This is a genomic window from Citrobacter sp. Cy070 (genome assembly GCF_030332245.1).
GTDB lineage: Bacteria > Pseudomonadota > Gammaproteobacteria > Enterobacterales > Enterobacteriaceae > Citrobacter > Citrobacter youngae.
In genome coordinates, this window is sequence record NZ_JAOWIG010000073.1 from 71,810 (window position 1) to 91,519 (window position 19,710).

Here is a 19,710-nt window from a genome sequence, read left to right on the forward strand (position 1 = left end):
AACAAGGATGATACGGATGATCATGAACTTCAGACACAAGGGATTGCGCGATTTGTTTCTTCATGGACGAACATCAGGCGTTATGGCAAAACATGTCCGACGATTACGACATAGACTTGCCGTTATTGATGCAGCAAACAAGGTTACAGATATCAATATGCCCGGTTATCAGCTACATCCTTTGGTGGGCGAGCGTGACGGCAGATGGGCAATTTCTGTTTCAGGTAACTGGCGTATTACGTTTGAATTCGTCAATGGCGACGCGTACATACTGGACTACGAGGACTATCATTGATGAAGATGGCAAATCACCCCCGTCCTGGGGATATCATTCAGGAAGCGCTGGACGAACTCACTGTCAGCCTGCGCGAGTTTGCCAGAGCGATGGAGATTGCACCTTCAACGGCAAGTCGGCTATTAACCGGGAAAGCGGCACTAACGCCTGAGATGGCGATTAAACTCTCCGTGGTGATTGGCAGTTCACCCGAAATGTGGTTAAACCTACAAAATGCCTGGAGCCTGGCAGAGGCCAAAAAAAACGTGGATATTTCACGCCTGCGTAAGCTGGCAGCGCAGTGATAAAAGTGAATGCCGGATACGCTAACGCCATCCGGCATTTCATTTACTGTTTCGGCTGTTTTTCTTTCCAGGCATCCCATGCCTGCTTGATCTCTTGTTTCGCGGTGGCCGCATCGTTAAAGCCATTTAACTCTACTTTCTTACGCCCTTCCGGCAACTCTTTGTACACGCGGAAAAACGACTCCAGTCGTTGCACTTCGATCTTTGGCAAATCGCTCAACTCTTTGATGTCGTCATAGGTGGGGTCAATTTTGCCGGCCGGCACGGCGACAATTTTATCGTCCTTTTCCCCGCCATCAATCATCTTCAGCACGCCAATCGCGCGCAACTTGATCAGCGTTCCCGGGGCCAGCGGTGCCCGGGTATAGAAAATCACATCCAGCGGGTCACCGTCACCTGCCAGGGACTGGGTCAATGAGCCATAGTTTGCCGGATAGGCAACCGGCATCGACTGGAAACGATCGGCAATGATAAAGCCGGTTTTGGCGTCGGTTTCATATTTTATGATCCCGCCTGCCGGGATTTCAGTCACGGCATAAAACTCTTCCGGGTTATTCTCCGGTTGCGGAAATTCGAGGATATTCTGCGCCTGAGCGGACGCACAGAGAAATACGCTGACTGCGAGTAATTTTTTCACCAGAAGCATTGTCTTTTAACTCTTCTCTTATTGGAAAGACAACACCTTACGTTCAGCAGATGACAGAAACATGACGTTTTTTTGGCAAAAAAATGGCGCTACATCCGCAGCGCCATTGTTGTCAGAAAGCATCAGGTTTACTTAACCCCTTCTTCACTCTCTTTCTTTGCTTCCAGCTTTTCAACATCGCGATACCAGCGCGGGTGATGCTTCTTCGCCCAGCGACGGCTCACTTTCCCTTCAACCATGCCTTTAATTGATCCTTTCACCCAAAATGCCATATACATATGGATGAGGATAGCGTGCATCAGAATAATGCCCGCCGCAGCGTGGATCAGCAGGCTGTAACGCACTACCTGCATCGGGAAGAACTGCGCAAAGTATGGACGCCAGATAATAACGCCCGTGACCAGCAGCACAAAAATCATGCTCATGATCGACCAGAACATCATTTTCTGTCCGGCGTTGTATTTGCCCACATCCGCCACTTTGTGTTCATTGCCCTTCAGCACTTCCACAATGTTTTTCAGCCACGGGATGTCTTTCTTATCCGGGATGTTGTGGTGCACAAAGCGCACAAACATGAACATCAGCGCAACGAAGATCAGCAAACCAAAGAAGGGGTGCAGAATACGCCCCATCTGCGGCGTACCGAAGGTTTGCGTCAGCCATTGCAGAGTCGGGAAGAAGAACGAAATCCCCGACAGCGCCACCAGGAAGAAGCAGATCACCACCGTCCAGTGACAGGCGCGGTCGATAAACTTCGTGCGCACAATCATTTTCGACTTACTCATGATGATCCTCCTCGTCGTCGTCCACTTCCTTATTCGGGCCGATGCCAATGTAGTGGTAAATCAGCCCGGCGAAGGTAGCGATAAATCCGGCAGCAGCCAGCGGTTTCAGAGCCCCTTTCCACAGATTGATAGAGGTATCGATCTTAGGCTCTTTCGGCAGACCGTGATACAGCTCCGGCTGGTTGGCATGATGTAGAACGTACATGACGTGCGTGCCTCCCACACCTTCCGGGTTGTAGAGACCGGCATGTTCATAACCACGTGCTTTCAGTTTTGCCACACGCTGCTCGCCCATTTCCAGCATTTCCTGCTTAGTGCCGAAATGTATTGCCCCGGTTGGACAGGTCTTCACGCAGGCAGGTTCTTGCCCAACGCTGACGCGATCCACACACAGCGTACATTTATACACGCGGTTATCCTCTTTATTGAGGCGCGGAATATTAAATGGACACCCGGCAATACAGTACCCGCAACCAATGCAATGCTCTGACTGGAAATCAACAATCCCGTTCGCGTACTGGATGATTGCTCCGGCAGACGGGCATGCCTTCAGGCAGCCCGGATCTTCACAGTGCATACAGCCGTCTTTACGAATCAACCATTCCAGCTTGCCGTTCTGTTCGGTTTCGGTAAACCGCATCACCGTCCAGGACTTGGCGCTGAGATCGGCGGGGTTGTCATACACCCCGACGCAATGACCCACTTCATCGCGGATATCGTTCCACTCTGAGCAGGCTACCTGACAGGCTTTACAGCCTATACAGGTGGAAACGTCGATCAACTTTGCGACTTCGGCTTTGTAATCACGGGCCTGAGGTGGCGGCGTGATGGAGTTTGTTGCGGACCTTTTGATGATGTCCTGCGTTTCCATAGACATATATTCGCCCCCTTACGCCTTCTCGATGTTAACTAAAAACGCTTTGTATTCCGGCGTTTGCGAGTTTGCATCACCGACGTTCGGCGTCAGGGTGTTGGCAATAAAGCCTTTACGCGCGACTCCTTCAAAGCCCCAGTGGATCGGGATCCCTACGGTTTCAACCTTCTGACCGTTGACGTTCAGGGTTTGCAGACGACGGGTGACCACCGCAACTGCGCGAATAAATCCACGCTTGCTGCTGACTTTCACGTAGTCGCCGTTGCCGATACCTTTTGCTGACGCCAGCGTTTCGCTGATTTCCACAAACTGCTCTGGCTGGGCAATCGCATTTAACAGTGCGTGTTTGGTCCAGGTGTGGAAATGCTCGGTCAGACGATAGGTGGTTCCGACGTATGGGAAGTCCTGCTTCGTCCCCATACGCAAGGCATCCGCTTCGTACAGACGCGCTGCCGGGTTGGAGATCACGTTCGGGTGCAGCGGGTTCGTACCCAGCGGCGTTTCCATCGGCTCGTAGTGTTCCGGGAACGGCCCTTCCGCCAGCTTATCGATAGCAAACAGACGCCCCAGCCCTTCCGGCTGCATGATAAACGGATTGGTGCCACTACCCGGTGCGGCGTTGTTGAAGTCAGGGATATCGTTTCCGGTCCACTTAGTACCGTTCCACTGGATCAACATCCGTTTCGGATCCCACGGTTTACCCTGCGGGTCTGCCGAAGCGCGGTTGTACAGTACTCGACGGTTCAGTGGCCATGCCCATGCCCAACCCAGCGTATTACCCAGACCTGATGGGTCGGCGTTATCGCGGTTAGCCATCTGGTTGCCCTGCTCGGTCCAGCTACCGGTATAAATCCAGCAGGAGGATGACGTTGTACCGTCGTCACGCAGGAGCGCAAAGCTGTTGAGCAACTGACCTTTTTTCGCCACCAGCACGCCATTCGCATCATAGAGATATTCCAGCGCATAGCCGTTGTTCTCTTTGGCCACTTCCTCGGAATGCGGTTCGTCCGGCACCTTATAGTTCCAGCTCATTTTCAGCACAGGCTCTACAGCTTTACCGCCTTCGGTGCGATACATGTCGCGCAGACGATGGTAAATACCGGCCAGAATTTCGCCGTCATTACGCGCTTCACCTGGTGCATCCTGACCTTTCCAGTGCCACTGCAGCCAACGGCCAGAGTTAGCAATCGAGCCGTCTTCTTCTGCAAAGCAGGTGGATGGCAGACGGAAAACTTCAGTCTGAATCGACGCCGGATCGACATCGTTGGATTCGCCGTGGTTTTGCCAGAATGTGGACGTTTCTGTGACCAGAGGATCAATAACCACCAGATACTTCAGTTTGCTGAGGCTCTGTACTACTTTGTTTTTGTCCGGGAAGGACGCAACCGGGTTAAAGCCCTGACAGATGTAGCCGGTAACTTTCCCGCTATCCATCATGTTGAAATATTTGATGACGTCGTAGGACTGATCCCACTTCGGCAGCCATTCAAAGCCCCAGTCGTTTTCTTTCTGTGCCGCATCGCCGTAGAAAGATTTCATCAAACTGACGAAGAACTTCGGATAGTTGCCCCAGTAGTTCACCTGGGAGGCCAGCGTCGCTTTGGGTGTATTGGCGGCCAGATAGGTTTGCAGATCAGTCTGCTTTTCTGACGGCAGCGTCAGATAACCGGGCAGGCTGGTTGATAACAGACCCAAGTCGGTTAAGCCCTGAATGTTGGAGTGACCGCGTAATGCGTTTACGCCGCCACCGGCCATCCCCATGTTACCGAGCAGCAACTGGATCATCGCCATGGTGCGGATGTTCTGCGCCCCAACGGTATGTTGTGTCCAGCCCAGCGCGTACAGGAAGGTCGTGGTACGATCGGCAGCACTGGTGGAGGCCAGAACTTCACACACTTTCAGGAAGTCGGCTTTCGGCGTACCGCAGATGTTTTCCACCACATCCGGCGTATAACGGGAAACGTGCTGTTTGAGCAGGTTCCACACGCAACGGGGATGGCTTAAGGTTTCATCGCGTTTTGCGTAGCCATTTTCATCGAACTGGTAGTTCCAGGACGACTTATCATATTGACGTTTTTTGGCGTCGTAACCGCTGAACAAACCGTCTTCAAAAGCAAAATCATCCCGCACCAGCAGGCTGGCGTTGGTGTAGTGCTTAACGTATTCAGCATTGATTTTGTTATTTTCAATCAGATACAGCAATACGCCGGAAAGGAACGTAATGTCCGTGCCGGAGCGAATCGGCGCATAGATATCCGCCACCGACGCTGTACGGGTAAAACGGGGATCGACAACAATCAGCGTAGCATCATTGTTGTTTTTAGCTTCCATCGCCCAGCGGAATCCCACCGGATGTGCTTCAGCGGCGTTACCGCCCATCACCATTACGACGTTAGCGTTTTTGATATCAACCCAGTGGTTGGTCATCGCACCGCGACCAAATGTTGGAGCAAGACTTGCTACCGTTGGTCCGTGTCAGACGCGTGCCTGGTTGTCTACCGCCAGCATGCCGAGTGAGCGCACGAATTTTTGCGTCAGCATGCCGGTTTCATTACTCGCCGCAGATGCACACAGCATCCCGGTTGAAAGCCAGCGGTTTACCGTCACGCCCTGCTCATTCTTCTCAATAAAGTTGGCGTCACGGTCTGCTTTCATCAGTTTTGCGATGCGGGAGAAAGCTTCATCCCAACTGATGCGTTGCCATTTGTCGGAACCGGGAGCGCGATATTCCGGGTAGCGTAAACGGCTTTCGCTGTGCACGTAATCCAGTAATCCTGCGCCCTTAGGACAAAGTGCCCCACGGCTCACCGGATGATCCGGATCCCCTTCGATATGATAAATCGACTCTTTGGCGTTTTTTGCTCCATCACCAAGGCTATACATTAATAGCCCGCAACCTACGGAACAGTATGTGCAGGTGTTTCGGATCTCTTTTGCGCGTAACAGTTTGTAGTTTCGCGCCTGAGCCAGTGCCATTTTGGGTGCAAAACCCAGTGCGGCCACTGTTGTTCCCGCCATACCGCCCGCGCAGATTTTAAAGAATTGTCTGCGGCTGACGTCCATTGCTTTCCTCTTTTTTACAGGGGTTCGTACAAGACATCTTTCACCTTGCGCCAGCGCGGCAGTCTGAAAGATGACATGTACAACTTCGCGACGAAACTAACAGCTATATCCATATTTTTTTTGCGTCAAATCAATAACGAAACGGTTCCGCTACTAAATAGTGCAGTTTGTGTAACCTGTATACCCACAAGGGGTTAGCTAAAAGCTAATTAGTTAGGCCGTGCTGACGTAAAAGTGCTATAAATTTCAGCTTCATTTTTGCCAGGACGACGGACAGACAAACAGCATGACAAAACAAAAAGCAACGTTAATCGGGCTCATCGCCATTGTGCTGTGGAGCACGATGGTGGGGTTGATTCGTGGGGTAAGCGAAGGTCTCGGGCCAGCGGGCGGCGCAGCGATGATCTTCTCGCTAAGCGGCCTGCTGCTGATATTTACCGTCGGATTTCCAAATATTAGAAAAATACCTGTTCGTTATTTAATCGCCGGTAGCGTGCTTTTTGTCAGCTATGAAATTTGCCTGGCGTTGGCATTAGGCTATGCCGCTACCCGACACCAGACAATAGAAGTAGGAATGGTCAATTATCTCTGGCCAAGTCTGACGATTTTGTTTGCTATATTATTTAATGGTCAAAAAACAAACTGGATGATTATTCCTGGATTAATTCTCGCATTGACCGGAGTCTGCTGGGTTTTAGGTGGCGAGAACGGTCTAAATCCAGGTGAAATTATCAGCAACATTGCCAGTAGCCCGCTGAGTTATTTTCTCGCATTCTTGGGCGCTTTTATCTGGGCAACGTATTGCACTGTCACTAATAAATTTGCGAAAGGGTTTAACGGTATCACCGTTTTTGTTTTACTGACGGCGGCAAGTTTGTGGGCCTACTATTTTATGACGCCACAACCAGAAATGGTTTTCAGCACACCGGTGACCATTAAGATGTTCACGGCTGCATTAACGCTAGGATTTGCCTATGCGGCCTGGAATATCGGAATTTTACACGGAAATGTCACTGTCATGGCAGTAGGGTCTTATTTCACCCCAGTGCTTTCTTCTGCCCTGGCTGCTGTATTGCTCAGCGCCCCGCTGTCGTTCTCGTTCTGGCAAGGCGCACTGATGGTCTGTGCTGGCTCACTACTGTGCTGGCTGGCAACACGTCGGATATAGAAATCAGGCCGGGTTTCTGGCATAGAGATAGAACCCGGCTACACTCTGGTCAGTTAACGGATAATAATTGTACATTTCGCTTGTGTATTATGTTTTTATTTGTTTAATTAAATGTTAAGTAACTGGTAATTAATCAACAGCCGAAAATATTATATGTTTACCTATAACCCTCCGGTTGTATATATTTTACATAGGTTACTAACGATTAGTAAACCATAACCAGCACAATAGTCCCCGCCGAAAATATATCCCAACAAAAGGTCACATATTAATATTAATATAATCAGCTGTATTATGTAGATCTAGATCACACAAATTCAAATATTCCGCAATATTATGAAACTTATTATTGAACTAATACCACATCGTCATTTAAAAATAGTTCGTCATTGATGAACGGCCTCGTTTAGCAATGGTTTAGGAAACACACCAAGAAAAAATTATAAGGATTATTTAGAATGAAACTTAAATTAGTTGCAGTGGCAGTGACTACCCTGTTGGCAGCGGGTGCGGTAAACGCAGCTGAGATTTATAACAAAGACGGTAACAAACTGGATCTGTACGGTAAAGTTCACGCTCAGCATTACTTCTCTGACGATACCAGCAGCGATGGTGACAAAACTTACGCGCGTCTGGGCTTCAAAGGCGAAACTCAGATCAACGACCAACTGGTTGGTTTCGGCCAGTGGGAATATGAATTCAAAGGCAACCGTTCTGAAGATCAAGGTTCCGAAGCAGACAAAACCCGTCTGGCATTCGCTGGCCTGAAATTCGCTGAATACGGTTCTTTCGACTACGGTCGTAACTACGGCGTAGCCTACGACATCGGCGCATGGACTGACGTCCTGCCGGAATTCGGCGGTGATACCTGGACCCAGACTGACGTCTTCATGACTCAGCGTGCTACCGGCGTTGCAACTTACCGTAACACTGACTTCTTCGGTCTGGTTGAAGGTCTGAACTTTGCTGCTCAGTATCAGGGCAAAAACGACCGTAGCAGCGACGTTGAAGCGAACGGTGACGGTTTCGGTCTGTCTTCTACTTATGAATACGAAGGCTTCGGCATCGGTGCGACCTATGCGAAATCTGACCGTACTGATGACCAGATGCGTAATGGCAACAACGAATTCTACGCTTCCGGTAAAAACGCAGAAGTATGGGCTGCTGGCCTGAAATATGATGCGAACAACATCTACCTGGCAACTACCTACTCTGAAACCCGCAACATGACCAAGTTCGGTAAAGTAGACGGTATTGCTAACAAAGCGCAGAACTTTGAAGTTGTTGCTCAGTACCAGTTCGACTTCGGTCTGCGTCCGTCCATCGCTTACCTGAAATCCAAAGGTAAAGATCTGGGTGTTTACGGCGACCAGGATCTGGTTGAATACGTTGATCTGGGTGCGACCTACTACTTCAACAAAAACATGTCTACCTTCGTTGATTACAAAATCAACCTGCTGGACGACAACAAATTCACTTCTGACGCACGTGTTAGCACTGACAACATCGTGGCAGTTGGTCTGAACTACCAGTTCTAATTTTGTTGTAAGTTGAATACAAAGCCAGTCCATCCAGGGCTGGCTTTTTCTCTTGATGTAGACTCGGTCATAAGGAGTATGCCGTGCAGACGTTCACTGGTCGTTGTCTTTGCGGACAGAGTCATTTTACCGTAAACGTCGAAATGCTTGATGTCTATGCCTGCCACTGCACGCTGTGCCAGAAATGGTCCGGTGGTGTCGCCATGTATCTGGAAGCCAGCGGTCATCCACTACTTTCCCCTGATTCAGCAGAACCTTCGCACTTTCCCTCATCAACGCGCGGAGAACGTTTCTTCTGTTCCGGCTGTGGATGCCCCTTGTGGTTTACGCTGACCGATAGCGACCGCTACTTTATTCCGTGGACATTGCTGGAGCTGAATGAGGTGGATCGCCGCCGTCTGATTCTGGCGGCTGAAATCTATACCGAAACACAGCCTGCGTTCTGGCGGTTGACGGGGCAATACGCTCGCCTGAGTGGAAAAGAAGTCGAAGCGATGGATTACCCCTGTCATTTAGCTCACTAGTTATTGATGGTTCACTTTTGCCAGGCTGAACCACATCCCTACCGCTAATACGATAAGCATGCTGCCAGCGCTGCTCAATGCCACGCTGTGCGACCAGGTAAATGCTTCTCTGGCAGCTGCAAGCAACGCGTCGCTAAGAGACGGCGAAAGAGAATGTGCTAATTGCACCGCTTCACCCATTGACGATGAAGCACGTTCCAGATCCTGCGCACTGAGGCCGGCAGGCGGTAGAATCGATGCGGAAAAACTACGGCTTAGCAAGAGACCAAAAATCGCGATCCCAAGACCGGCCCCCAATTCATAGGCCATGGTTTCGATAGCCCCCGCCGCAGCGGCTTTTTCAGCCGGGGCTGCCGCCATAATGGCCGCCGTTGAGGCCAGTAGCGCACTGGCGGCACTGAACCCCAGTAACGCCATTAATATCCAGGCCTGGATCTGCTGAGTGCTGAAATCCGTCATTGCCAGACCGTAGAAACTGACCGCACTCAACGCCATACCTGCCGTTGCCACGCAGCGCAATCCCAGCCGTGAAACCAACATACCGGCAATCGGGCCGCTGAAGCCACTCGCCAGCATGACGGGTAGCATAAACAGTCCCGCCTGATACGGCGTTAAGCCGTGAACAAACTGTAATTCCTGGGCCATCAACAGCTCAAATCCCACCAGGGTGATCATCGCAGTCATCGCCATTACCACGCCGCTTAAGATAATGCGATGGGTGAACAACCGCATATCAATCATCGGACGTGAGGCCGCGAGCTGAATACGAACAAATTTCCACAGCAGCACTGCTCCTGTTAACAGCGTCAATACGATAACCCCGGTCGCCATATGCCCTTTTAGCGCCGTTTTAGCACTGTAAACCAGCAGTAAAATCGCCACGATCAACATAATCGCATGGCCAAAATTTAACGACTGATCGCGGCGTCCAGTCTGGCGCGGCACGTAACGTGCGGTCAATGTCATCACCACCAGAACAATGGGCACATTGATTAAGAACACTGAGCCCCAGTAGAAATGCTCCAGCAACATACCACCGACTAAGGGACCAAATGCTGCACCGCCTGAACCGACGGCAGCCCAAACGCCGAGCGCCATATTACGATGACGTTGTTCGGCAAAGGTGGCGCGAATACCTGCCAGCGTCGCCGGAACGATCATCGCCGCACCAATAGCCAACACGGCCCGGGTTGCGATTAGCCAGCCGGCACTGTGAGCAAACGCGGCAGCCAGCGAAGCCAGACCAAATAGCCCACCCCCCAGTATCAGCAAGCGCTTAAAACCGATGCGATCGCCCAACGCCCCCATCGGTAACACCATACCGGCCATTACCAGAGAATAGATATCAATGATCCACAGCAGCTCGTTACCACTGGCACCCAGCGTCATACTCAGCGTGGGCGCGGCAACGTGCAGCACCGTTGCATCAATCGCAACAGGGATGTAGACCAGCACAATAATCACTAACGTTAACCACTGACGAAACATAAAACTCCCTACAAAACTGAAACTGGACACATGTCCAGCTTTAGCGATCCTACGGAAAATTGAACGTATGTCCAACTTTTTGTTAAACTGGCAATAATGTGAATATAGGGAGGAAGCATGAGCTATATGAATCGGGATGAACGTCGGGAAGTTATTCTGCAGGCGGCCATGCGTGTCGCGCTTGAGGAAGGATTTACCGCCATGACGGTGCGACGCATTGCAGCTGAAGCACACGTCGCGACGGGCCAACTACATCACCATTTCGCCTCTGCCGGCGAACTCAAATCCCAGGCCTTTGTCCGCCTGATCCGTACCCTACTTGATGCCGAACTGGTCAGTGCAAACGCCAGCTTCCGTGAACGGCTGCATGCCATGCTGGGCAGCGAAGATGGCGGGTTCGAACCCTATATAAAACTGTGGCGTGAAGCACAAGTTCTGGCGGATAAAGATCCGGAAATCAAAAGCGCTTACCTGCTGACCATGCGGATGTGGCACGAGGAAACCGCGAATATTATCACTCAGGGACAGAAGGCCGGTGAGTTTTCATCCACCCCAGATGCCGCCGATGTGGCCTGGCGTTTAATTGCGTTGGTATGCGGTCTGGATGGTATCTATGTATTAGGCATTGAGGAAATGGCCGATCCAGCGTTCGAGCGCCACCTGGATCGCATGATAACACTGGAGTTATTTATTTGATGTTATAAATGAATTAACAATACACCTTTTCAATTTACAATTAGTAACACTTAAGCAACGTGTTATTCCTCTGACGCGCCGCGTTATTGCGCTTTTTTATCTATTCTTTCAGTCAATATTCCCAAAACTTTTCAATAGTTTCTAAAAGAACTCGCGCGGCGCTGTATGCGTTTATTTCTTTTTCATGAACGGCATGTGCATGGAGAATAATATGTCAGCATCAAATGAGAAAAATAATCGTTATCTTTTAACTGACTGGAAACCGGAGAACCCCGCCTTTTGGGAAAATAAAGGTAAGCACATTGCCCGAAGAAACCTATGGATATCAGTGAGTTGTCTGTTGCTGGCGTTCTGTGTCTGGATGTTGTTCAGTGCTGTAGCCGTCAATTTGAATAAAATTGGTTTTAATTTCACCACCGACCAACTGTTTTTATTAACCGCATTGCCTTCTCTTTCAGGCGCAATATTGCGAGTCCCCTACTCCTTTATGGTACCTATATTTGGTGGACGCCGTTGGACCATTTTTAGCACCATTATTCTGGTCATTCCCTGCCTTTGGCTCGGATTTGCCGTGCAAAATACCGCTACTCCGTTTGGCGTATTTATTATTATTGCGCTGATGTGTGGTTTTGCTGGCGCTAACTTTGCCTCCAGCATGGGTAATATCAGCTTTTTCTTCCCGAAAGCGAAGCAAGGCAGTGCGCTGGGCGTGAATGGCGGGCTCGGTAACCTTGGTGTCAGCGTGATGCAGTTAATCGCGCCGTTAGTCATTTTCCTGCCCCTATTTACCTTTTTAGGGGTACAAGGCGTGCCGCAGCCTGACGGTTCTTTACTGTCACTGGCAAACGCCGCATGGATTTGGGTTCCGCTGCTGCTGCTCTCAACGCTGGCTGCGGGCGTGGGAATGAATGACATCGCCAGTTCGAAGGCCTCAATCGCCGCTCAACTACCGGTCCTCAAACGCTTTCATCTGTGGCTGCTAAGCCTGCTGTATCTCGCCACCTTCGGTTCATTTATCGGTTTCTCGGCCGGCTTTGCCATGCTGGCGAAAACACAATTCCCTGACGTGAATATTCTGCAACTGGCGTTCTTCGGCCCGTTCATCGGCGCGCTTGCGCGTTCGGCTGGCGGCGTGATCTCTGACAAGTTCGGCGGCGTGCGCGTCACGTTAATCAACTTCATCTTTATGGCGCTGTTTAGCGCCCTGCTGTTTCTTACCCTTCCCGGCTCCGGAGAAGGAAGTTTTGTTGCCTTCTATCTGGTGTTTATGGGCTTGTTCCTGACCGCAGGACTGGGCAGCGGTTCGACCTTCCAGATGATTGCGGTGATCTTTCGCAAAATCACCATTTACCGGGTGAAGCTGCACGGTGGTACTGAAGAACAGGCCCAGCGTGAGGCGGTAACCGATACCGCAGCCGCACTGGGTTTTATCTCCGCAATTGGCGCTGTCGGGGGCTTCTTTATCCCGAAAGCGTTTGGTTCATCGCTGGCGCTGACCGGGTCTCCGGTAGGTGCCATGAAAATATTCCTTGTGTTCTACATCGTCTGCGTGCTGGTGACCTGGCTGGTATACGGCCGGAAATCACAAAAAAAATAGTCATCTTTTGGCCTGTGCAGGCAACGTTATTCGAAGCAGGAGTTATGTCATGAGTAAACTGTTAGATCGCTTTCGCTACTTTAAACAAAAGGGTGAGACATTTGCCGAGGGGCACGGGCAAGTGATGCACACCAACCGGGACTGGGAAGACAGCTATCGTCAGCGCTGGCAGTTCGACAAAATTGTGCGCTCTACCCACGGCGTGAACTGTACCGGTTCATGCAGCTGGAAAATCTACGTTAAAAACGGACTGGTGACCTGGGAAACACAGCAAACTGACTACCCGCGAACCCGTCCTGACCTGCCAAATCATGAGCCACGTGGCTGCCCGCGTGGTGCCAGCTATTCCTGGTATCTGTACAGCGCCAACCGCCTGAAATATCCGCTGGTGCGTAAACGTCTCATCGAGCTGTGGCGTGACGCCCTGTCCCGCCAGCCCGATCCGGTGCTTGCCTGGGAATCGATCATGAACGACCCGCAGAAGTGCCAGAGCTACAAACAGGTGCGCGGGCGCGGCGGGTTTATCCGTTCCAACTGGAAAGAGCTTAATCAACTGATTGCTGCTGCCAACGTCTGGACGGTAAAAACCTATGGCCCGGACCGCGTGGCCGGATTCTCGCCCATTCCCGCCATGTCGATGGTTTCCTACGCGGCGGGTACGCGCTATCTCTCACTTCTGGGCGGAACCTGCCTGAGCTTCTATGATTGGTACTGCGATTTACCGCCTGCGTCACCCATGACCTGGGGTGAGCAGACCGACGTTCCGGAGTCAGCCGACTGGTATAACTCCAGCTATATCATCGCCTGGGGGTCTAACGTGCCACAGACCCGTACCCCGGACGCCCACTTCTTCACGGAAGTACGCTACAAAGGCACCAAGACGATTGCCATTACGCCGGATTACTCGGAAGTAGCCAAACTCTGTGACCAGTGGCTGGCACCCAAACAAGGTACTGACAGCGCGCTGGCGATGGCAATGGGCCACGTCATCCTGAAAGAGTTCCACCTCGACAATCCCAGCGATTACTTCCTCAATTACTGTCGCCGCTATACCGACATGCCAATGCTGGTGCTGCTGGATGCCCGCGAAGATGGCAGCTACGTACCTGGACGCATGATGCGCGCTTCAGACCTGGTTGATGGCCTGGGCGAAAGCAACAATCCGGAGTGGAAAACGGTGGCTTTCAACCGCGCAGGCGAACTGGTTGTCCCGAACGGTTCGATTGGTTTTCGCTGGGGCGAAAAAGGCAAATGGAATCTCGAATCGCTGGCGGCTGGCGCTGAAACAGAGCTTTCCCTCTCGCTGCTTGGTCAGCATGATGACGTGACCGGCGTGGCATTCCCCTATTTCGGCGGCAACGAAAACCCACATTTTCGCAGCGTGAAGCAGGAGCCGGTGCTGATTCGACAATTGCCGGTAAAACGTCTCACCCTCGCGGATGGCAGCGTTTGTCCGGTGGTCAGCGTCTATGACCTGGTACTGGCAAATTATGGTCTGGACCGCGGACTGGATGATATCCATAGCGCGAAAGATTACAGCGAAGTTAAAGCCTACACACCGGCCTGGGGCGAACAAATTACCGGTGTTCCGAGCCGTCATATTGAACAAATCGCCCGTGAGTTTGCCGACACCGCACACAAAACCCACGGGCGTTCGATGATCATCCTTGGTGCTGGTGTGAACCACTGGTACCACATGGACATGAACTACCGTGGGATGATTAACATCCTGGTGTTCTGTGGTTGTGTAGGGCAAAGCGGCGGCGGCTGGGCACACTATGTGGGTCAGGAGAAGCTGCGTCCGCAAACCGGTTGGTTGCCGCTGGCCTTTGCGCTGGACTGGAACCGCCCACCGCGTCAGATGAACAGCACTTCGTTTTTCTACAACCACTCCAGTCAGTGGCGTTATGAAAAACTCACCGCGCAAGAACTCCTCTCTCCGCTAGCCGATGCGTCGAAGTTTAGCGGGCATTTAATTGATTTTAACGTGCGTGCAGAAAGGATGGGCTGGCTGCCGTCCGCGCCGCAGCTAAATCTCAACCCACTCACTGTCAAGGCAAAGGCAGAACAAGCGGGGATGTCTCCGGTGGAATACACCGCGCAAGCGCTGAAATCGGGTGATATTCGTTTTGCCTGCGAGCAGCCGGATAGCGGCAAAAACCACCCACGCAACCTCTTCGTCTGGCGCTCTAACCTGCTCGGTTCCTCAGGTAAAGGGCATGAATACATGCTCAAATATCTTCTGGGTACCGAAAGCGGGATCCAGGGAGAAGCGCTCGGTTCAAGCGACGGTATTAAACCTGAAGAGGTTGAATGGCAGTCGGCGGCGATTGAGGGCAAGCTCGATCTGCTGGTGACGCTCGATTTCCGTATGTCCAGCACCTGTTTGTTCTCCGATATCGTTTTGCCAACGGCTACCTGGTATGAAAAAGACGATATGAACACCTCGGATATGCATCCGTTTATTCACCCGCTGTCGGCTGCAGTCGATCCTGCCTGGGAGTCAAAAAGCGACTGGGAAATTTATAAAGGCATCGCCAAAGTGTTCTCCGAGGTATGTGTGGGGCACCTTGGGCAAGAGACGGATGTTGTATTGCAACCGCTGCAACACGACTCCCCGGCAGAGTTGGCGCAGCCGTTTGACATTCTGGACTGGCGCAAAGGCGAATGCGATCTCCTGCCGGGTAAAACAGCGCCGAATATTGCCGTTGTGGAACGTGACTACCCCGCCACCTGGGAACGTTTCACTTCGCTCGGACCACTCATGGACAAACTCGGCAACGGCGGGAAAGGTATTGCGTGGAATACCCAGGCGGAGGTCGATTTCCTCGGCAAGCTGAACTACACCAAACGCGAAGGCCCGGCGAAAGGCCGCCCGCTGATCGACACCGCACTGGATGCTTCTGAGGTGATCCTCGCCCTGGCGCCGGAAACCAACGGTCAGGTGGCGGTGAAAGCCTGGGAAGCGCTGGGTGCGATGACCGGTCGCGACCATACGCATCTGGCGTTGAACAAAGAAGACGAAAAGATTCGTTTTCGCGATATCCAGGCGCAGCCGCGCAAAATCATCTCCAGTCCGACCTGGTCCGGCCTTGAAAGCGAACATGTCTCCTATAACGCAGGCTATACCAACGTCCACGAGTTGATCCCATGGCGTACCCTGTCCGGTCGCCAGCAGCTGTATCAGGATCACGCGTGGATGCGAGCGTTCGGTGAAAGCCTGGTGGCGTATCGTCCGCCTATCGATACCCGCAGCGTCAGTGAAATGCGCGAGGTTCCGCCTAACAGCTTCCCGGAGAAAGCACTCAACTTCCTGACGCCGCACCAGAAATGGGGCATCCACTCTACCTACAGTGAAAACCTGCTGATGCTGACGTTGTCGCGTGGCGGGCCGATTGTCTGGATCAGTGAAACTGATGCTAAGGAGTTAGGTATTGAAGACAACGACTGGATCGAAGCTTTCAATGCCAACGGCGCGCTCACCGCGCGTGCAGTGGTGAGTCAACGCGTGCCGCCGGGAATGACCATGATGTATCACGCTCAGGAGCGAATCATGAACATCCCCGGCTCCGAAGTCACCGGGATGCGTGGCGGGATCCACAACTCGGTCACCCGCGTCTGCCCGAAACCCACGCACATGATCGGCGGCTATGCGCAACTGGCATACAGCTTCAACTATTACGGGACGGTCGGCTCTAACCGCGATGAGTTCATCATGATTAGAAAAATGAAAAACATTAACTGGCTGGATGATGAAGGTCGCGATCAGGTACAGGAGGCGAAAAAATGAAAATACGCTCACAGGTAGGCATGGTTCTGAATCTGGATAAGTGCATCGGCTGCCACACCTGCTCCGTCACCTGTAAAAACGTCTGGACCGGGCGTGAAGGGATGGAATATGCGTGGTTTAACAATGTCGAGACCAAGCCGGGCATTGGTTACCCGAAAAACTGGGAAGATCAGGAAGAGTGGCAAGGCGGCTGGGTTCGCGATGTCAACGGCAAGATCAGACCGCGTCTGGGTGGCAAGATGGGGGTGATCACCAAAATTTTCGCCAACCCGGTGATCCCGCAAATCGATGACTACTATGAGCCGTTTACCTACGATTATCAGCATCTGCATAGCGCGCCGGAGAGCAAGAATCAGCCCACCGCGCGCCCGCGCTCGCTGATTGATGGGAAACGGATGGACAAGATTATCTGGGGCCCCAACTGGGAAGAACTGCTTGGCGGTGAATTCTCAAAACGGGCCCGCGACCGTAACTTCGAGAAGATGCAAAAGGAAATGTACGGACAGTTCGAAAACACCTTCATGATGTATTTACCGCGCCTGTGCGAGCACTGTCTGAATCCAAGCTGTGTCGCCACCTGCCCGAGCGGTGCTATCTACAAGCGTGAAGAAGACGGCATTGTGCTGATCGACCAGGACAAATGTCGCGGTTGGCGCTTGTGCATCAGCGGTTGTCCGTACAAAAAAATCTACTTTAACTGGAAGAGCGGTAAGTCAGAGAAGTGTATTTTCTGCTACCCGCGTATTGAGTCCGGCCAGCCGACGGTGTGTTCAGAAACCTGCGTTGGGCGTATCCGTTATCTCGGGGTATTGCTGTACGACGCCGACCGTATCGAGGAAGCAGCGAGCACCGAGCATGAAACCGATCTCTACGAGCGTCAGTGCGATGTGTTCCTTAACCCGCACGATCCGGCGGTGATTGAAGAAGCGCTTAAACAGGGTATTCCGCACAACGTCATCGAAGCGGCCCAACGTTCACCGGTTTACAAAATGGCGATGGACTGGAAGCTGGCGCTACCACTGCATCCGGAATACCGCACCCTGCCGATGGTCTGGTACGTGCCGCCGTTGTCACCGATTCAGTCAGTCGCCGACGCGGGCGGACTGCCGCACAATGGCAACATTTTGCCTGCGGTTGAGTCGCTGCGCATTCCGGTACAGTACCTCGCCAATATGCTTAGCGCGGGCGATACCGGCCCGGTACTGCGCGCCCTGAAACGGATGATGGCGATGCGCCACTATATGCGTTCGCAAACCGTAGAAGGTGTTACGGATACTCGCGCGATTGAGGAAGTGGGTCTGAGCGTTGAACAGGTTGAGGAGATGTACCGCTATCTGGCCATCGCCAACTATGAAGACCGCTTTGTGATCCCAACCAGCCATCGTGAAATGGCGCGTGATGCCTTCCCGGAGAAAAACGGCTGCGGCTTTACCTTCGGCGACGGCTGTCACGGCTCGGACACTAAGTTCAATCTGTTTAACAGTAGCCGCATTGACGCTATCGATATCACCGAAGTACGCGATAAAGCGGAGGGTCAATAATGCAAATCCTCAAGGTTATCGGTCTGCTGATGGAATACCCCGACGAGCTGCTATGGGAGTGTAAAGACGACGCGCTGGCGCTTGTGGCCAGCGATGCTCCAATGCTGAGCGATTTTAGCCAGGAACTGCTCAATGCGCCGTTACTGGATAAACAAGCTGAATGGTGCGAAATCTTTGACCGGGGCCGGGCCACCTCTCTGCTGTTGTTTGAACACGTGCACGCCGAGTCCCGCGACCGTGGTCAGGCGATGGTCGATCTGTTGGCGCAGTATGAAAAGGTCGGGCTGCAGCTTAACTGTCGTGAACTGCCGGATCACCTGCCGTTATATCTTGAGTACTTAAGCGTGTTACCGGAAGCGGAGGCCAAAGAAGGACTGCAGAACGTCGCACCGATTCTGGCGTTGCTTGGCGGGCGCTTAAAACAGCGCGATACACCGTGGTATCAACTGTTTGATGCCCTGTTGCAGCTTGCCGGAAGCCCTCTTTCGAGTGACAGTGTCACTAAGCAGGTTGGCGCGGAAACGCGCGACGATACCCGACAGGCGCTGGATGCAGTCTGGGAAGAGGAACAGGTGAAGTTTATTGAGGATAACGCCACCGCCTGTGACAGTTCACCGTTACAAAACTATCAACGACGCTTTAGCCAGGACGTGGCACCTCAGTATGTCGACGTCAGCGCGGGAGGCCCGAAATGATACAGTACCTGAACGTCTTTTTTTACGATATCTATCCGTACCTGTGCGGTACGGTGTTTATCCTCGGCAGTTGGCTACGCTACGACTACGGGCAATACACATGGCGCGCCTCTTCCAGCCAGATGCTGGACAAACGCGGTATGGTGTTGTGGTCAAACCTGTTCCACATCGGCATTCTGGGGATCTTTTTCGGTCACCTGTTTGGCATGTTAACGCCGCACTGGATGTACGCCTGGTTCCTGCCGATTGCGGTAAAACAGCAGATGGCGATGATTGCCGGCGGGCTTTGTGGCGTGCTGACACTGGTAGGTGGCGCGGGCCTGCTGGTGCGCCGTCTGACCAACCCGCGTATTCGTGCGACATCTTCTACCGCCGATATTCTGATCCTCTGCGTTCTGTTGATTCAGTGTATCCTCGGCTTAACCACCATCCCGTTCTCTGCGCAACATCCAGACGGCAGTGAAATGCTGAAACTGGTGGGTTGGGCGCAGTCGGTGGTGACCTTCCAGGGCGGTGCGTCTGCGCATCTGGATGGCGTGGCGTGGATTTTCCGTGTGCATCTGGTGCTGGGGATGACCATTTTCCTGCTGTTCCCGTTCACCCGACTGGTCCACGTGTGGAGTGCGCCGTTTGAGTACTTTACCCGCCGTTATCAGATAGTGCGTTCGCGCCGCTAATTTCCTCTGCTGCCCGGTAGCGCGTGCGCTTACCGGGCAACATCGCTAT

Annotated in this window: 16 protein-coding genes; 11 read left to right on the top strand and 5 right to left on the bottom strand. The window is 52.3% G+C overall.

Annotated features, from left to right (window positions below; all coding sequences use genetic code 11):
- The first annotated feature begins 16 nt into the window (after window positions 1–16).
- Both OGY19_RS13955 and OGY19_RS13960 read left to right on the top strand, forming a co-directional pair.
- The gene (locus OGY19_RS13955; protein ID WP_048212587.1) at window positions 17–295 is read left to right on the top strand and encodes a type II toxin-antitoxin system RelE/ParE family toxin; all 279 of its coding nucleotides are present in this window, start codon (window positions 17–19) and stop codon (window positions 293–295) included.
- Complete coding sequence (locus OGY19_RS13960) at window positions 295–579, top strand: HigA family addiction module antitoxin (RefSeq protein WP_048211649.1); 285 nt, start codon at window positions 295–297, stop codon at window positions 577–579. Before OGY19_RS13955 ends, OGY19_RS13960 begins: the two co-directional genes overlap by 1 nt.
- A 43-nt stretch (window positions 580–622) precedes the next feature.
- On the opposite strand, the gene OGY19_RS13965 is transcribed toward OGY19_RS13960, so the two are convergent.
- The 4 genes from OGY19_RS13965 to fdnG all read right to left on the bottom strand — a co-directional run bounded on the left by OGY19_RS13965 (window position 623) and on the right by fdnG (window position 5,947).
- The gene (locus tag OGY19_RS13965) at window positions 623–1,225 is read right to left on the bottom strand and encodes an inorganic diphosphatase (protein ID WP_115602043.1); all 603 of its coding nucleotides are present in this window, start codon (window positions 1,223–1,225) and stop codon (window positions 623–625) included.
- 128 nt (window positions 1,226–1,353) lie between these two features.
- On the bottom strand, window positions 1,354–2,010 hold the full coding sequence (gene fdnI, locus OGY19_RS13970; protein WP_115602042.1) for a formate dehydrogenase-N subunit gamma: 657 nt from the start codon (window positions 2,008–2,010) through the stop codon (window positions 1,354–1,356).
- The gene (fdnH, locus tag OGY19_RS13975) at window positions 2,003–2,887 is read right to left on the bottom strand and encodes a formate dehydrogenase N subunit beta (protein WP_048211646.1); all 885 of its coding nucleotides are present in this window, start codon (window positions 2,885–2,887) and stop codon (window positions 2,003–2,005) included. The genes fdnI and fdnH overlap by 8 nt, the downstream gene beginning before the upstream one ends.
- A 12-nt stretch (window positions 2,888–2,899) precedes the next feature.
- Window positions 2,900–5,947, bottom strand: coding sequence for a formate dehydrogenase-N subunit alpha (gene fdnG, locus OGY19_RS13980; protein ID WP_286596659.1), 3,048 nt, complete (start codon window positions 5,945–5,947; stop codon window positions 2,900–2,902).
- Window positions 5,948–6,233: 286 nt separating this feature from the next.
- On the opposite strand from fdnG, the gene yddG reads away from it, so the two are divergent.
- The 3 genes from yddG to OGY19_RS13995 all read left to right on the top strand — a co-directional run bounded on the left by yddG (window position 6,234) and on the right by OGY19_RS13995 (window position 9,177).
- Window positions 6,234–7,115, top strand: coding sequence for an aromatic amino acid efflux DMT transporter YddG (gene yddG, locus OGY19_RS13985; RefSeq protein ID WP_115602041.1), 882 nt, complete (start codon window positions 6,234–6,236; stop codon window positions 7,113–7,115).
- 458 nt (window positions 7,116–7,573) lie between these two features.
- Window positions 7,574–8,653: a porin OmpD gene (ompD, locus tag OGY19_RS13990; protein ID WP_115602040.1), complete on the top strand. Its 1,080-nt coding sequence runs from the start codon at window positions 7,574–7,576 to the stop codon at window positions 8,651–8,653.
- A 143-nt stretch (window positions 8,654–8,796) separates the two neighbouring features.
- Window positions 8,797–9,177, top strand: a complete 381-nt coding sequence (locus OGY19_RS13995) for a GFA family protein (RefSeq protein WP_086523677.1) — start codon at window positions 8,797–8,799, stop codon at window positions 9,175–9,177.
- Here the strand turns inward: OGY19_RS13995 and OGY19_RS14000 are convergent, their stop codons facing one another.
- Complete coding sequence (locus OGY19_RS14000; protein ID WP_061067910.1) at window positions 9,178–10,665, bottom strand: MFS transporter; 1,488 nt, start codon at window positions 10,663–10,665, stop codon at window positions 9,178–9,180.
- A gap of 117 nt (window positions 10,666–10,782) precedes the next feature.
- Here OGY19_RS14000 and OGY19_RS14005 point away from each other — a divergent pair, with 117 nt between their 5' ends.
- From OGY19_RS14005 to narI, 6 genes are all read left to right on the top strand, one after another.
- Window positions 10,783–11,361 (top strand): TetR family transcriptional regulator, encoded by a 579-nt coding sequence (locus OGY19_RS14005; protein WP_115602039.1) that lies wholly within the window; start codon window positions 10,783–10,785, stop codon window positions 11,359–11,361.
- Between the two features lie 211 nt (window positions 11,362–11,572).
- Window positions 11,573–12,958 (top strand): NarK family nitrate/nitrite MFS transporter, encoded by a 1,386-nt coding sequence (locus OGY19_RS14010; RefSeq protein WP_115602038.1) that lies wholly within the window; start codon window positions 11,573–11,575, stop codon window positions 12,956–12,958.
- A gap of 49 nt (window positions 12,959–13,007) precedes the next feature.
- Window positions 13,008–16,748, top strand: a complete 3,741-nt coding sequence (locus OGY19_RS14015) for a nitrate reductase subunit alpha (RefSeq protein WP_115602037.1) — start codon at window positions 13,008–13,010, stop codon at window positions 16,746–16,748.
- Entirely contained in the window at window positions 16,745–18,289 is a 1,545-nt protein-coding gene (narH, locus tag OGY19_RS14020; RefSeq protein WP_061067913.1) for a nitrate reductase subunit beta, read from the top strand. Before OGY19_RS14015 ends, narH begins: the two co-directional genes overlap by 4 nt.
- Window positions 18,289–18,984 (top strand): nitrate reductase molybdenum cofactor assembly chaperone, encoded by a 696-nt coding sequence (gene narW / locus OGY19_RS14025; protein WP_003836210.1) that lies wholly within the window; start codon window positions 18,289–18,291, stop codon window positions 18,982–18,984. The genes narH and narW overlap by 1 nt, the downstream gene beginning before the upstream one ends.
- On the top strand, window positions 18,981–19,661 hold the full coding sequence (gene narI / locus OGY19_RS14030) for a respiratory nitrate reductase subunit gamma (protein ID WP_003020109.1): 681 nt from the start codon (window positions 18,981–18,983) through the stop codon (window positions 19,659–19,661). Before narW ends, narI begins: the two co-directional genes overlap by 4 nt.
- The last annotated feature ends 49 nt before the right edge of the window (window positions 19,662–19,710 follow it).